Origin of the sequence: Pedobacter sp. Leaf170 (assembly GCF_920984665.1) — a bacterium.
Lineage (GTDB): Bacteria > Bacteroidota > Bacteroidia > Sphingobacteriales > Sphingobacteriaceae > Pedobacter.
In genome coordinates, this window is record NZ_CAKLBP010000001.1 from 860,397 (window position 1) to 876,064 (window position 15,668).

15 protein-coding genes are annotated in these 15,668 nt (G+C 35.7%); 12 read left to right on the forward strand and 3 right to left on the reverse strand.

What is annotated here, in order from left to right:
• Positions 1 to 20 precede the first annotated feature (20 nt).
• The 8 genes from LUA90_RS03990 to LUA90_RS04025 all read left to right on the forward strand — a co-directional run bounded on the left by LUA90_RS03990 (position 21) and on the right by LUA90_RS04025 (position 9,046).
• The gene (locus LUA90_RS03990; protein WP_231490283.1) at positions 21 to 791 is read left to right on the forward strand and encodes an FkbM family methyltransferase; all 771 of its coding nucleotides are present in this window, start codon (positions 21 to 23) and stop codon (positions 789 to 791) included.
• Between the two features lie 83 nt (positions 792 to 874).
• Positions 875 to 1,639, forward strand: coding sequence for an FkbM family methyltransferase (locus tag LUA90_RS03995; protein ID WP_231490285.1), 765 nt, complete (start codon positions 875 to 877; stop codon positions 1,637 to 1,639).
• A 2-nt stretch (positions 1,640 to 1,641) separates the two neighbouring features.
• Positions 1,642 to 2,814 (forward strand): glycosyltransferase family 4 protein, encoded by a 1,173-nt coding sequence (locus LUA90_RS04000; protein WP_231490287.1) that lies wholly within the window; start codon positions 1,642 to 1,644, stop codon positions 2,812 to 2,814.
• On the forward strand, positions 2,804 to 4,213 hold the full coding sequence (locus tag LUA90_RS04005; protein ID WP_231490289.1) for an exosortase Y-associated Wzy-like protein: 1,410 nt from the start codon (positions 2,804 to 2,806) through the stop codon (positions 4,211 to 4,213). Before LUA90_RS04000 ends, LUA90_RS04005 begins: the two co-directional genes overlap by 11 nt.
• 1 nt (position 4,214) lies before the next feature.
• Positions 4,215 to 5,615 (forward strand): XrtY-associated glycosyltransferase XYAG1, encoded by a 1,401-nt coding sequence (locus tag LUA90_RS04010; protein ID WP_231490290.1) that lies wholly within the window; start codon positions 4,215 to 4,217, stop codon positions 5,613 to 5,615.
• A gap of 171 nt (positions 5,616 to 5,786) precedes the next feature.
• Positions 5,787 to 6,656 carry a glycosyltransferase family 2 protein gene (locus LUA90_RS04015; protein ID WP_231490292.1) on the forward strand — a complete coding sequence of 290 codons (870 nt, stop codon included), beginning with the start codon at positions 5,787 to 5,789 and terminating at the stop codon, positions 6,654 to 6,656.
• Between the two features lie 22 nt (positions 6,657 to 6,678).
• Positions 6,679 to 7,305 (forward strand): exosortase Y, encoded by a 627-nt coding sequence (xrtY, locus tag LUA90_RS04020; RefSeq protein WP_231490294.1) that lies wholly within the window; start codon positions 6,679 to 6,681, stop codon positions 7,303 to 7,305.
• Between the two features lie 16 nt (positions 7,306 to 7,321).
• Positions 7,322 to 9,046, forward strand: coding sequence for a carbamoyltransferase C-terminal domain-containing protein (locus LUA90_RS04025; protein ID WP_231490295.1), 1,725 nt, complete (start codon positions 7,322 to 7,324; stop codon positions 9,044 to 9,046).
• Positions 9,047 to 9,246: 200 nt separating this feature from the next.
• Here LUA90_RS04025 and LUA90_RS19545 read toward each other — a convergent pair whose 3' ends face one another.
• The 3 genes from LUA90_RS19545 to LUA90_RS04035 form a co-directional block, all read right to left on the reverse strand.
• The gene (locus tag LUA90_RS19545) at positions 9,247 to 9,384 is read right to left on the reverse strand and encodes a hypothetical protein (RefSeq protein ID WP_370635302.1); all 138 of its coding nucleotides are present in this window, start codon (positions 9,382 to 9,384) and stop codon (positions 9,247 to 9,249) included.
• Between the two features lie 489 nt (positions 9,385 to 9,873).
• Positions 9,874 to 10,695: a hypothetical protein gene (locus tag LUA90_RS04030; RefSeq protein WP_231490296.1), complete on the reverse strand. Its 822-nt coding sequence runs from the start codon at positions 10,693 to 10,695 to the stop codon at positions 9,874 to 9,876.
• Between the two features lie 26 nt (positions 10,696 to 10,721).
• Positions 10,722 to 11,207: a DUF3945 domain-containing protein gene (locus LUA90_RS04035; protein WP_231490298.1), complete on the reverse strand. Its 486-nt coding sequence runs from the start codon at positions 11,205 to 11,207 to the stop codon at positions 10,722 to 10,724.
• 756 nt (positions 11,208 to 11,963) lie between these two features.
• On the opposite strand from LUA90_RS04035, the gene LUA90_RS04040 reads away from it, so the two are divergent.
• The 4 genes from LUA90_RS04040 to LUA90_RS04055 all read left to right on the forward strand — a co-directional run bounded on the left by LUA90_RS04040 (position 11,964) and on the right by LUA90_RS04055 (position 15,612).
• On the forward strand, positions 11,964 to 12,173 hold the full coding sequence (locus LUA90_RS04040) for a helix-turn-helix transcriptional regulator (protein WP_231490300.1): 210 nt from the start codon (positions 11,964 to 11,966) through the stop codon (positions 12,171 to 12,173).
• Positions 12,174 to 12,394: 221 nt separating this feature from the next.
• A complete protein-coding gene (locus LUA90_RS04045; protein WP_231490302.1) occupies positions 12,395 to 13,270 on the forward strand; it encodes a YDG/SRA domain-containing protein in 876 nt (291 codons plus the stop codon).
• On the forward strand, positions 13,257 to 13,655 hold the full coding sequence (locus tag LUA90_RS04050; protein ID WP_231490304.1) for a (deoxy)nucleoside triphosphate pyrophosphohydrolase: 399 nt from the start codon (positions 13,257 to 13,259) through the stop codon (positions 13,653 to 13,655). Before LUA90_RS04045 ends, LUA90_RS04050 begins: the two co-directional genes overlap by 14 nt.
• Positions 13,656 to 13,731: 76 nt before the next feature.
• Positions 13,732 to 15,612, forward strand: a complete 1,881-nt coding sequence (locus tag LUA90_RS04055) for a hypothetical protein (protein ID WP_231490305.1) — start codon at positions 13,732 to 13,734, stop codon at positions 15,610 to 15,612.
• The last annotated feature ends 56 nt before the right edge of the window (positions 15,613 to 15,668 follow it).

Below are 15,668 nucleotides of genomic sequence, written 5' to 3' on the forward strand. Positions count from 1 at the left end.
CCTGGCAATTTAAAAGTAGAATGAAAAAAGATTTGCAGCCAATTAATTTTTTGGATGATACTTACTTTTTTGCTAAGAAAGGTTTGACAGGTATAACCGGAAATATTTACACCGGATTACATGAATTTAATGAGATGGGCTTTCTACTACATTTCCTACGCCCTGAGGATACATTTTTTGATGTGGGTGCAAACGTAGGCTCTTACACATTGTTAGCATCAGGTGTTTGCAAATCACGAACTGTTGCTTTTGAACCAGTTCCTCAAACTTTCGAAATATTAAAGCAAAATATCATCCTAAACAAACTGTATAATTTAGTAAAACTTATTAATAAAGGAGTTGGTAATGAAACTGGCAAACTGGATTTTGTTGCTAATGAAGACACTACAAATCATGTAGCTTCTGCAAAAGACTTAGACAAAATTTCTGTTGAGGTTATTAAACTTGATGATTATGCAAGCTTAAATCCCATTTTTATTAAAATTGATGTTGAGGGTTACGAAACAGAGGTACTAAACGGTGCAATTGATGTGCTTAAAAATTCTAATCTAAAGGCTATCGTCATTGAACTAAATGGAAGCGGAGAAAGATATGGCTATAAAGAGGAATTTATACATAAGAAATTGATTAGTAACTCTTTTTCACCTTACAGCTATAATCCATTCAGCAGGATATTAAATAAACTTGAAACATTTGGCACATTTAACACAATTTACATTAGAGACATTGATTTTGTTTACGGTAGATTAAAAAGTGGTAAAAGCTTTAGTCTTTTCAATGAAACAATATAATTCCCTAAGTTTTGCTTAACAAAATAATTTTATTCATCCTTCGAAGAAAACTATTCAAAGGTCAGTTCCGAATATTTTCATGGTTGTATGCAAACAAATTTTTAAGGGTAGTATCGAGAACAACTAAACCAATCATTGGTAATTTTAATATAATTGTAAACACAAAAAACTACATAGATGCTTGCATTTATTACATGGGCGACTATGAACCTTACTTAAAAACTCAATTTAATAATTTAATTAAGCAAGGCGACATCGTTTTAGATGTTGGTGCTAACATTGGTTTTCATACAATGTACTTTGCAGAGTTGGTGGGCAAACAGGGGAAAGTATTCGCCTTTGAACCAATCCCTATTAATCACCATGCACTTCAAGAAAATTTGAAGCTAAACGACTTTTCTCAAATTATCACCGTAAACAAAGCTTTAGGAGATATCAACTCATCTTTAAACATTCATATCGATGAGAATAAAACTAACCCGGGAGCATTTAATCTTTTAGAATCAGGAATAAAAAACACTGTTATTGAATGTGTTAAGGGTGATGATTTTTTAAAAACGAATGGAATTACCAAAGTAGATTTTATAAAAATTGACGTGGAAGGCTATGAGTTAGAGGTTCTGAAAGGATTGATGGAATCCATTAAAAGCATGATGCCCATCATCATTTTTGAATATGATGATTTATACCAATCGAAGTTAAATACCAATTCAAAAAGCATCTTACATTTTTTAATAGGTCTTAATTATGGCTTATACAAAATAGATGGTTATGGAATAAGGTCTGATTTAAATATCGATGAAGCTTTATCTAGTTTAGAAGTTTTGGCTATTCCAAATAAGTACTAATTTTGAAAAATCTAGCCATTATCACAACCCACCCCATTCAATATTATGCACCAGCGTTTAAACTTTTGGCAAAACAATGTAATCTAAAAGTTTTTTATACGCTTGGTTCAGAGACTGAAAATGGCTTGTTCGATAGTGGATTTAATCGAACCATAAAATGGGATATAGATTTACTTGATGGATACCAGTATGAGTTTTTGGAGAATACGGCTAAACAGCTAGGAACCCATCACTACAATGGAATTAAGAATCCTCAAATTATACAAAATATAAATACCTTTAATGCAGACGCACTATTAGTTTATGGCTGGGCTTATCATAGCCATCTAAAAGTTTTGCAATATTTTAAAGGAAAAGTTCCTGTATGGTTTAGGGGTGATAGTCATTTATTGGACGCAAAACCTTTATGGAAAAATTTAGCTAGAAAAGTTTTATTAACATGGGTTTACAGCCATGTCGACAAGCTATTTTACGTAGGTAAAGCAAATAAAGCCTATTTTAAAGAATTTGGACTAAAGGAAGAGCAACTAGTATTTGCGCCCCATGCTATAGACAATGCGAGATTCTCTATAGATAGAAAAGAGGAGGTCAATCTTTTGAGAAAAAGCTTAGCCCTAAATGACGACGATATATTAATTCTATTTGCCGGAAAATTTGAAAGAAAGAAAAATCCAAAATTGTTACTGCAGGCTTTTTTAAATTTAAGGATTAATAATGCTCATTTGTTGTTTGTAGGTAATGGGGAATTGGAAGAAAAGTTGAAAGCGGAGAAGGCCCATCGATACGCTCAGGATGACCATTATACAACTGTTCATTTTATGGATTTTCAGAATCAGAGTTATATGCCAGTGGTTTATCAGGCTTGTGATTTATTTTGCTTACCCTCGCAAGGGCCTAATGAAACCTGGGGTTTGGCCGTAAATGAAGCTATGGCTGCCGGGAGAGCTATTTTGGTATCAGATAAGGTGGGTTGCGCTACAGATTTAATTGAACCGAAAAAGACAGGTGATATTTTTCAATCTGCAAATCATTCAGATTTTATATCTAAATTATCGGCCTTGGTAAGCAACAAAACTCAACTTAAACAAATGGGCCTGCAAAGCAAGGCAAAAATTAAAGATTGGAATTTCGAACAGCAAATCAATCAAATACTAAGCGCACTTCATGCAATCTAATAAGCTATTACATTATTTAACCCTGTACATCCCCTTTATTGTTGCTTATGCATTTAGCAAGAATGCCCACATTTCATACTTAATTGCATGGCTAGGCTCTTTCTTCATCTTTATTATCTGCTACAAAGAGGTGATTAAAAAATTACCTTCAGATTTACCTATAATAGAACAATTGCTCAGACCGGTTTTTTTTATGCAGATTGTTTTTGCCGGTTATATGAGTTGCACATCCATATTCTATTATTTAAATACGCTGGGCTATGAATATATTACCTATGTTGGCAATAAAAATCTACTACCGTTTAATATTTACGAATCTATCGCTAACTGCCAGCGCTTGTACGTTTTAGGACACGCAGCATTAGTAAATGGCATTTTGGTTGCAATGCGTTATCCCTTAAAACAGCATTATCGGATTTACACAAATTCTATGAGTAACCTGCTTTTAGGTATTTCATTTTTTTGTTTGCCTCTAGGATATTTAACAGGAAAAGTTGGAGGACTAAACCAGTTCAGCGTTCAATTGAGCAGTTTAAGTTTTGTAGCCGGCACCATTGCATTGGCATTTGCAATACGCGAACGTAAACGTGTTAACTTGTGGGCCTCCGCAATATTATTTGCAATGAATATGTTTGCAGCGCTATCTTCGGGTTTTAAAGAGCCTGTAATCATAACCACTTTATTATTGGGCGTGTTCCTTTTACCCGTTTATGGCCGTAAAATTATTCCGCTATTTGGAGCAATACTAATTGCATTATTTTTTGTTTTACCAACATTTATCGGAAACTTCAGACAAATGGTTGCAGAAGGTACTGATGTTGCAACCGCAAGAAACAAAAGCATTGATAACATTATTAATAATGATAATTTAATTGATGAGCTTCAAGATGATAACTGGGCTTTCTTAGTTGGGCGGCTTTCTGAAATTGACATGTTTATCCGGTACACAAATTCGACGCCCTATTTCATGCCTTATTATAAAACAGAGCTGGCAAAAAATGCTTTGAAAATGATTATACCAAGGTTTTTTTGGCTGGCAAAGCCTGATGTAGAACAGTTGGTTATGACTCGGGTTTACAACGCCGGGGTTGTCGATCGTATATCGCTTGTATCTGCAAAACCTGCATATATTGTAGATTGCTACCTATCTTACGGTAAAATCGGTATTATAATTGGCTTATTTCTGTACGGATTTATTGCTCAAAAAATTTCTCAAATTTCAGAAATCTGGTTTGGAGGCTATTTCATGGGAACAGCAGTTATGTTCGCCGGACTCTTTCAAATTTTATGGCGTGGAAATAGTTTTGAATTTTTAATAAGTGCTATTTTCTGGAGTTTTATAACCTTAATCATTCTGCAGGCTATCTTAAAAGCCAGAGGTATTTTAGTAAGAATATAAATTGAAAATCTTTCATATAACGCCTTCTTACAAACCTGCCTACATCTATGGCGGACCGATTGTGTCGGTAGCGAAATTGTGTGAGGCATTGGTGAACTGCAAAACGCAAGAAGTGGAAAGCTTGGAGTTGAAAGTGGAAAGCTTAAAGTGGAAAGTGGAAAGCTCAAAGTTAAAAGTAGAGGGCGGAGCGCAGAGTGCCGAAAGAAGAAAGTTAGAGGCAGAGAGTGGAGCGCAAGACGTAGAAAGCTTGAGGCAAAAAGTTGAGCTTGAAGTTTACACTACTATAGCAAATGGAAAAACTGAGTTAGATGTTGACATTGAAACGCCGATAATGGCAGATGGTGTCTTGGTTACATATTTTAAAAGATGGACAAAGGATCATAGTCATTTCTCGCCTGGCTTGTTGTGGGGATTGAGAAAAGTGCTTCGACAAGCTCAGCATGACAACTTAATTATACATATTCATGCCTGGTGGAATTTAGTTTCTGTATTAAGTTGTTTAATTGCTAAATGGTATAAAATCCCTGTGGTATTATCACCCAGAGGGATGCTTACTCGTTATACGCTAAACAACAAAAGTTCGATTTCAAAGAAATTATTACATAGATTAATCGGTTTAAAATTACTAAAATATTGCCATGTTCATGCAACCAGCGATCAGGAGAAAAGCGATGTGCTTCAAATTGTTCAGCCAAAGAGCATTATGGTTATCGCCAATCTGGTGGATGTGCAAGAGATAGTAGTAAAAGGTAAGGATAGAGTGTCAGGTAATAAGTATCAGGTATTAAGTTTGGAAGAACAGGTAGCAGAGGAAAGCGAAAAAATTGTAGTGGAGCAGAAGGTTAATACCTCTATATTCAAACTGTTGTTCTTATCCCGAATAGAAGAAAAAAAAGGTTTAGAACTTTTATTTGAAGCACTGGCGACAACTGAATTTGGTTATCACCTTACAATTGCCGGTACTGGTGATGAGGATTATGTTAAATGTTTAAAGCAAAAAGCGAAAAGCTTAAAATTGGCTGAACGTATTGAATGGATTGGTCAGGTGAGCAATGATGAGAAGTTTTCTATAATGGCTCATCATGATTTACTGGTGCTTCCCTCCTACAATGAAAATTTTGCCAATGTAGTCATCGAAAGTTTGAGCGTTGGCACCTCCGTTTTGCTGAGTGAAAAGGTTGGGTTGGCAGATTACGTAAAAGCCAATAAACTTGGATGGATTTGCAACTTAAATCCGGAAGATATCGCGGTTAAGATAAGTGAATCTTATCAGCATCATTCAAAAAGAGAAAATATTCGCGTTATTGCACCAGAAATAATCAGGAAAGAATTTTATGATCAGCTTTTGGTTGGAAAGTATTTGGAATTTTATGAAAGTGTTCTTCAACTACGTTCAGAATGACAAATTCGGAAGGTAACAACTAAATTAAAGTTCTTTCGACAAGCTCAAGATGACAATTCTGAAAGGCGAAAACTTAATTATAAATTCTTCGACGCTCTGCATGAGAAAGTTAGCGATACCTCGACAAGCCCGAAATAGCAGAATAGAAAGTGAAAACTAAAATATACATAAATGAATAGAAATTTTAGTTTTATCATTTTAACTTTTAATGAAGAGATTCATTTGCCGAGGCTGTTGAATTCCATTATAGCGTTAGGTGCTCAAATTTATATTCTGGATAGCGGAAGCACAGATAATACGGTTCAAATTGCTAATGATTACAAGGCTGAGGTTAAAACCAATGCATTTATTAATCATCCACAACAGTGGGATTTTGCGCTCAAAAACTTTGAAATAACAACGCCCTGGATTATCGGGCTAGATGCAGACCAAATTGTATGCGAAGCATTATTTCAGCAGCTTAAGGATTTTCGAAATGAAAATTACGAAGGCATTAATGGAATCTACTTCAACAGAAAAAATTATTTTCAGGGTAAATGGATAAGATTTGGGGGTTATTATCCCTTTTACCTTTTAAAAATGTTCAGAACAGGGAATGGATATTCTGATTTGAATGAAAATATGGATCATCGATTTATCGTTTCAGGCAAAACCATAATTTGGAAAAACGGCTATTTACTGGAAGATAATTTGAAAGAGTACGATATTAATTTTTGGTATAAAAAACATGAGCGATACAGCGATTTGATTGCCATTGAAGAAATAGACCGCAGACAAAAAACTAGAAATCAATTAATTATACCATCGCTATTCGGAAGTCCGGATGAAAAAAGAGCATGGTTTAAAAATATTTGGTGGAGATTGCCTTTAGGTTTCCGTCCGTATTTATACTTTTGCTACCGTATATTCTTTAAGCTTGGCATTTTAGATGGTTTAAGTGGTATACGCTTTCATTATTTGCAAGGATTTTGGTTTAGAGCAAAAGTTGACAAGAAAATAATGGCATTAAAAAATCAGATGAATCAAGCAACTAAGTCCTAAATATAAGAAGCGTTATCACGATATGAACGAAGCAGAAATCAAAGCAGCAAAAAAACAGGCCGATAAAAAAGCCATTAAATTCATCATATCCCTATTTATTTTATACATATTATTTAGCCAGGGCAACTTGTTCATGAACAGTGTAATGAGCCCTGGAGGTAGATTTTACAACGCTACCATAGCCGATAATTTTGATTATATACAAGGTTTAAAAAATGCGCTAATCATTCCCGCCGTTTGGATAATTAAGCTGTTTGGTTTTTATGCAATTCATAATGATATGGATGTAATGGTGGTTAATGGTCCGCTGTTGCGAATAAATTATTCTTGTTTAGGTTTAGGCGTTATGAGTTTTCTGGCCGCTTTCGTACTATCCTTCCCGGCGAGCTGGAAAGAAACTTTTAAGATGCTTATTATTGGCATTATTACCATTTATATTTTAAACATTCTACGTATTGCCGGCTTAGGTTTGCTTTTTGGTTATTTCCAAAGCCAGCGGAATTATTTCGAATACCATCACGAGATTTTTAACGTAATTGTTTACATCATCATTTTTGTTATTCTTTTCTTTTGGATAAGGAAAAATACAAGAATTAAGAAGCTGCAGGAACCGACTATTGATAAAAAAGCCAATGGTACTTTTAGTTAATCAGGCTTAGTTAAAAATGTACATTTTAGGCATTAATGCATATCACGGCGATTCTTCGGCCTGCATTTACAAAGATGGGCTTATCATTGCCGCATCAGAAGAAGAACGTTTTACCCGTATAAAACATTGGGCAGGTTTCCCTGTGCTTGCTATAAAATTTTGTTTAGCAGAAGCCGGAATTGATATCAGAATGGTTGATCATATTGCCATTTCCAGAGACCCAAAAGCAAACTTTAGCAAAAAAGTTTTAACCGCAGTTAAAAACCGGTTAAGCCTAAAAAATATAGTCGACAGGATGCGTAATCTGCAAAAGGCTAAAAGTATCCAGGAAGAATTCATTAATCATTTTGAGCTTAAACCAAATGAATTAAAAGCGCAAATACACAACGTAGAGCACCATCGTTCACATTTAGCGAGTGCATTTTTTGCATCGCCATATAGCGAATCTGCTATTTTAAGTATTGATGGTTTTGGGGATTTTACAAGTACAATGACTGCCATTGGAAAAGAAAACAAAATCGAGGTAATCGACACCGTTAGCTATCCACATTCTTTGGGATTATTTTACACAGCTTTAACCCAATACCTCGGCTTCCCACATTACGGTGATGAATATAAAATTATGGGATTGGCGCCTTACGGTGAAACTAAATACGAGGCGGAGCTTCAACAGCTGGTTCGTTTAAAACCTAAAGGCTTGTTCGAACTTGATTTAAGTTATTTTAAACACACTAAAAAAGGTGTAAAAATGGTGTGGGAGAACGGCGTTCCGGCTATGGAATCTGTTTTTTCAGAAAAGCTATGCAAATTGCTTGGTGAAGCAAGAAAGTATGATGAACCGCTTAACCAAAAACATAAAGATATCGCGGCAAGCGTTCAAAAAGTTGCAGAAAATGTTTTGTTCCATATATTAAATCACTTACAGAAATTTACCGGATTAGATTCCATTTGTATTGCCGGCGGTGTTGCTCAAAACTCAGTGGCAAATGGTAAAATTAGATTTTTCACTAAATTTAAACATGTTTATATTCCTCCTGCAGGGCATGATGCAGGTACAGCAATTGGTGCTGCCTTATGGGTTTACAACCAAACTTTAGGTTTTGAGCGAACAGAACCTATGGCACATGGCTATTTGGGTAGCCATTATTCAAACGCCTACATAGAAAACCTGTTAAAGCAACGAAACATCGAATATCTTAAACCCTCAGAAGATGAATTTTTTGCATCAGTTTGCGATTGTTTAACAAAAGATGGCGTAGTTGGATGGTTTCAAGGCCGAGCAGAATTTGGTCCGAGGGCATTGGGTAACCGTTCCATTTTGGCCGACCCGAGAAATAAATCGGCTAAGGAAATTCTAAATAGTAAAATAAAACGCCGGGAATCTTTCAGACCATTTGCACCTTCTATCTTAAAAGAATTCGTATCCGATTACTTCGAGGCAAGTGATGATGTGCCTTTTATGGAAAAGGTTTTTAAGATAAAACCAGAGAAACAACCCGAGATTCCGGCGGTTACGCACCTTGATGGCACCGGCAGATTGCAGTCTGTTACAGCGGAGCACAATCCAAAATACCATAAACTTATCAGTCGTTTTTATGAGCAAACCGGAACTCCAATTTTGTTAAATACCTCATTTAATGAAAATGAACCAATCGTGAATTCTCCACAGGAAGCTTTAGATTGTTTTTTAAGAACAAAAATGGATATGCTGGTATTGGGGGATATTATCATTACAAGATAAATTTATTTTTAAGATTTGAGTCAAAATACATTCATTACCATAGAAACCAGGGCTGAACTTGAGGCAACGTTAAGACTAACTTTTATAAATCTGTTGTACACAACTGACTTTTTTTACTGCAAAACATTCATCAATAAATAATAGCGTATTTCCTTGTTCTTTTGATGGAATTTGGAATGCTAGAAATAAAGCCTCAACTATTAGGTGAACATTATCGAATTGTTCGAAATAACGGTGATGTTCGGGTTTCTCGAGATTAAGTAGTATGGCATACCTAAAGTGTTGTGAAAATCTTTTATTAATGTAGTTTTTCCAACCTGTCTTGCACCCCTGACTATTAAAGGTTTCCTGAAGCTATTTTGCTTCTATTTCATTAAATCCTTCGTAATTGCCCGTGTAAACGCCATACCAACTGTAATAAAATCAACCCATATTTAATTTAATGCCGTAACAAAGTCAACCCAAACGTAGATTCTTCCAATAAGCGACGGCCTTATCATGATATATTATTTTAGATGGAAGCTGACCTTTCGAAAAAAAGTCCACACTAAAATTGAACGAAATTTACTATAATGGTTGCAGGCTATAAGTCATCGCTATTGGAGTTAGAAGGGGTTTATTTAAATTATTAATAATGAATGACTTATGGATTTATAGAAAACAATTAATTTTTATTTTCCATATCAAAATGTGTGTCTCGCTAGCGAAAGAGACTTGTAGGACTTTTCTATTATGATTTTTCAGCAGGCATTTATTGATTGGGAACATAGGTCTAATTGCTAGCGCTTGTCCTCCAACTACGGCATCGGTCAAGGCTGTAAGCTGATTCATCTTTTTATTTTTACTTCGGATTCCAGTTCTGGCTGATTTTTATCAACAGGTGCAGAAAAACTCAGCGGGGAGTTTTGAGGGATAGCAATCTCTGGAAAAATTTTTTCGCTTTTCACTGGTTGCATATGCTCATCATAAAGATTCAAAATCTTAAACTCCGGGTCAGCCGACAGATATACGGGCACCGTTTTGCCATCCAATACCATTTTCAGTGAGATTAAATTCCCGAAAAGCAGTGCCTTGATGGCTGCTTCCCGTTTATCTGAATCCTGCAAATCTGCGAAAGGGTATCTATTAAAGGTTTTTTCCAAATCAAATCCATATTCTGGAAAAAATAATTTCATTGGATGTTCACCATCTTTATTGGTAACCTTTAAATCGAGTTTATGCCATACGGCTACTCTTTTATTCTTATTCTCCTGCAAATCGTTGAGATCTAGGACGAAAATATCCTTGCGAAAACTCTGTCCGCAAAGAAGCTTATAGGCTTGAAGGGCAGAAATACGGTTTCTACTATCCAGTTCAAAGCGCTTTTGAATTGGCTCGGTAGCATTGTATCTTGTTAGTTTTGCTTCCATGGCATTCAGAAAATATGCATCCCCTGTTTTTGATCTGTTGAAACGAAGTTCAAAATGCATCTGATCAACCCCTCTATTGGGATCTGATTTGAATTCCGAGGGAATGTAACGCTGGTTAAAACCGATAGAGAAGGAAATATCCTGCTTTCTGATTGCCTCATGCAATACCTGGTTTAAATGGGTACCAAAACCAAGGTAATCCAATGATTTTTTCAAATATTCATAATTATTTTCATCCATGACTTTTAATTTATTGTTAACTAAGCTTATCTTCCAACTTTTCTCATAGTAGATTCTACCGGTAATTCAGGCATTCCAAATTCGCGTTGCCTTGACACTTTCACCCCTTCCATCTCTGCAAGTGCTGAATTAAAGGCTGGCGTTAGGTGGTCTTTCTGATCTACATTTTCACTCAGTGATCTGATGCCTCGGAGCAGTAGGTAACTAATGCCGCCATCGATCAAAACCGATAGCACTAATGCCTTTCGGTCAGAAATTATCCCTTTAGGTTCACTTGCCCTGTGCTGGATTTTAGTTCCGTCAGCAAGTTCGAGCAAATTTCCCCGTTTGAAAGCCGACTTGTCTTCTTCGCTAAGCAGCATACCATTTATCCGATCTGGCGCCTGAACTTTCGAAACATCATAACCCACAAAATCTTTGGTTAGCTTATCATATTCTACATATATTATCACTCTGGATTTCTTGGCTTCAATGCGTAAAGCCTGTCGAATAGATAAAACTTTATCAGGCACATACGGATTGGAATTAAGGGTAATTAATTATTGAAAGTATAAGGCAATAACCAGCCCTCCCGCATAAAAAATATGCAGTTACGGTAAACCGTATTTGTTATTAGGAAAAAGATACTTACCTTGGGATTGCGAAAAACCATTGCAATGCACCTTTGCCTAAACAGCAATAAAGGGCTGGCACCAAGCTAAATTAAGCCGCTGGGACTTTGTGTGCTCTCTACACATCGACCTCTGCTCTTTTGGGCTATCTTTTTACTTGGAATTCTGGCACGTATTACGATGGAGAACAGATAACGTTCCTTAATAGTAGTTGTAGGGAATAATTACGAATCACTTCCTGGAGGTGAATCATTTTGATGGCGCTTAATTTTTTCGTTTTCATAAACGGTTAATTTTTATGTAAAACGATGTAGACCCAAGGCGAAAGACGGAACCGGATTGGAAAACCAATAGGGCGAACTTCACTGCTTTTGAAACTGGTACCGTCAAGAACCCACTCAGATAAGAATCTGAGCCCTCCAAAAGGCTTACATGAAATTCGCCCTATTGAACAATATATCAAAGATATAAATATCCAATAGAATAGGCGAACTCACGATCGGCTCATGGAGGAAATTTGACGGTTTCGTTTCATGAGAGACATCGTTAAAGCCAGGTTTACCTAACTCTGTTTGTCGCTATAAATAACTGACAACAAATATAATCAATTGATTATTAAAATCAAAATATTGACTATTAAAATCAATAAATAATTAAATGGCTGATCTGAATAGGATAAAAGTGATACTTGCGGAGAAGAAAGTTTCTAATAAATCATTGGCCGAACACCTTGATAAGAGAGAAGAAACGATTTCACGATGGTGCCAAAACAAGCAACAACCATCAATAGAAGACCTTAATAAAATTGCAGAATTCCTGATAATAGATATCAGAAGCTTATTAAATCCAAGTGATTGGAGTAAGTAGTAAAGGCGAAGACGTTAAGAAAAGCAAATAACCGAAATGGTTAAAGAAGTAGGGAGTTTGTTGAGCGTTTTATGAAATATGTATAGAAAAACAAACTCCCCCCCTATTATTGAATTGATGTTACAATAAGCTATTTCTATTTACCAAATCCACTTAGAAGGCATCTTCGCTAACCAGGCTCATATTTTAAAAAGAACAACTAAATTAAGCGCTAACTTTTCATGACTAAGCCGATAATATTTGGAGAAATAAAAGGTATCCCAGAAGGCTATCAATTTGAAGATAGAAGAATAATGATGAAGGACAGTTTCCATAGAAACTGGGCAGGAGGAATAGATGGAACAGGAAAAACAGGTGTTGCCGCCATTGTACTTTCAGGGAGCTATGATGACGTGGATCTTGGCGATACAATCATTTATACAGGAGCTGGTGGCAACGATGGCGACAGTAAAAGGCAAACTAAAGACCAAGATTGGAATAACCGAGGCAACGCTGGATTATTAAAAAGCATGGATGAAGGGTTACCCGTAAGAGTAATTAGGGGAGCAAAACACAGAAGCCCATTTTCTCCAAAACAAGGCTATAAGTACGCAGGACTTTACAGTGTAATAGGCGCGTGGCAGGAGATCGGTAAAAGCGGCTTTAAAATCTGCAGATACAAGCTCGAATACACAGGTATTAATCCCGGTAGGAAAACTACTGAAGAAATAGAGCTTGACTACTCGACTAAAGAGAAAAAAAGAATTGAAAGCGTCGTTTTAAGAATAGTTCGTGACACCAAAATAGCAAGAGAGGTCAAGCTGCTCTACAATTACCAATGTCAGATATGCAATGAAACGATCATTACCAAAGTTGGCCGCTATGCCGAAGGCGCGCACATCAAACCTCTAGGCAAACCACATAACGGGGATGATAACTCAAACAACCTAATATGTTTGTGCCCTAACCATCATGTAATGTTTGACAAAGGACTATTCTCTATTTCAGATGAATTTAATCTATTAGGAGATATCGCTGGAAAGTTAATTTTGAAGGAAAAGCATAAACTAGATATATTAAATCTAGTCTATCATCGCCTTGCACATGGATACAGTTAGAGTTGTTTGCGGCATTATTTTTAAGGAAGACAAAATACTTCTCTGCAGAAGAAAAGCTGAGAAATCTCTTGGTGGTTATTGGGAATTCCCAGGCGGAAAAGTTGAACCTAATGAATCAGAAAGCGACGCCCTCATTAGAGAACTAAAAGAGGAGCTTGCAATGCAGGTTGAAATTGACAAACATTTTAAAACCATTATTCATCAATACGAGAATGTTCAAATTGAACTTATAGCCTACGGCTGTAAGTTCATTCAAGCTGATTTTGTGTTAATAGACCATGATGAAATTCAATGGGTTGAAAAAAAAAAGTTACTTAGCTTCAATTTGGCCCTAGCAGATGTACCGATTGCGGAAGCTTTAGTCCCAATGGACAGCATAAGTTAAACTCGCTCGTCTATAAGCATTGGTTAACTAATAGAACTAGTAAAATTTTTAATGATTTTATAATTAACAATCCCAAATGCAAACATTCTCATCGCTTCAGATCAAACTTGGCCGTTTTAAAATAACTGATAAGCACTTAAATAACATTTGGGCTGGACAACAAAATGGAAAGATTAGACTTTTCAAGTTAATAGATATTATGATAACCTACCGTTACATCGATAGTGGTGAATATCATAATATCCTTTCTGAATTGTGTAAATATCATTTTGACTATTATGCGTCTTCTTCTAAAACTGACTTAGAAACCATAGCTATCAGATTAAATTATACTAGAGAGCACATCAGAACCAATAAAATTAAATTTAAATGTGACTTCAATAAAAAGTTTAATTTTCTTCGAGATATTGATTTCATAGAAGAAGTGACACTTCCATTAAACTCTTCTATTATTGAGGTGAACGAAGATGTTGCCATTAGCATTAATAAAGAAAATCAAACAGATTTCACTAAAAAATTTATTACTAGAATTTTCAGTCTATTTAACACCGACTACAACTATGTTTGTGACGATGATAATCCATCATGGAAATCGGCATATTTAGTTAGTAATCGTGAAACAGATTACGTATCCATTGTAAATCTCTATAGAATCAAGCTCAGGCCATATCCCTCTAGAAAGGTTGAAGATATATGGTATTTCGAAGAAATACCAGGAATACCTAAAGAAACCTCTGCAACATCAATATTAGAAAAACTGATAACCAAGGAAATTGGGGACAATTATTACAATGATAAGGGGTTACTACTGCCAAAAACTAAAAGACTTACTTTATTGGAAAAAATTATGCATATTTTTCATGACTTTGGTCCAGAAAGACAAGGCTATAAAATCGACCAAATCATTGAAGCGCTCGAAAAAAGGGAGGGCGAAACATTTAGGCGCTCATCCATCCGCAGCACAATTAATGGAAATCCCCTCTTTTCTGCTTACGGCAAAACCAGCACTTATATCTTGAGCGAATGGCTAGATGATGAAAAATTAGATATCATTTCAGGGGACTACTGGCGGGTTTGTCAACGTTTACTCGAGCGCGAGGAATATCCACTGGATATCATTACCCTTATGGAGCGGTTAAGTTACCACCGGCACAAACCTGATAAAAAAAGCTTGATTAACATTCTAGGAGATAAGACTAAGAACATTTTTATTTTCAAGGAGAGCTTCGTTGGTTTACTAAAGAAGGAGAAGCATTTATCATTCATCAATAAGCTAAAAAATATTCATGTTAATGCGTATTCCCCAAAATTTTGGGAAAAGTTCAATTCAGAAAATGATGTACATGATTATTTCCAACGTAGTGGTGTTATCTCTGCCCAAATTGCCTATCTAATTAAATACATGAGGCAAGAAATAAAACCACCAATAATCTTAAGGCAAACCAATCCAAATAGTCATAATAATAAATCTGAAGAAAACCTTTTAACGCAACTCGCCGAGCTAGAAAGCCAAAAAGATTTATATACCCAAACCAAAAGCAGACGAGAACATTTACTTCTAAAACAACTTCTGTTTCATAATAAAACTGAAATGAGCTGTGCCATCTGTGGTCGAAAATTCCCAACAAATCTACTAGCAGTGGCTCATATCAAGCGAAGAGCACTTGCTACAGAAACCGAACGAATTAATCGTTTTATTGTAATGGCCGCATGCTACCTTGGCTGCGATATGCTTTATGAAAAAGGTTATTTAACCGTAGACCAAATGGGTAATATTGAAATACTAAAAGAAGACCACAATTCAATAGAACTAAACCTATACACAGAAGGCTTAAAAGGCAAAGCGTGCAATATCTACAATGCCAGCAATAAAGTATTTTTTGATTCACATCGTGATTTTCACAAGAAAAAACTACTCATTAAAATTCAACAGCGTTATGCTATAAATCCTGAATAAATTAAGTAAGACCACTTTAATCATGGAATCGAATAGAAAAATTGAACCTAGGCTAT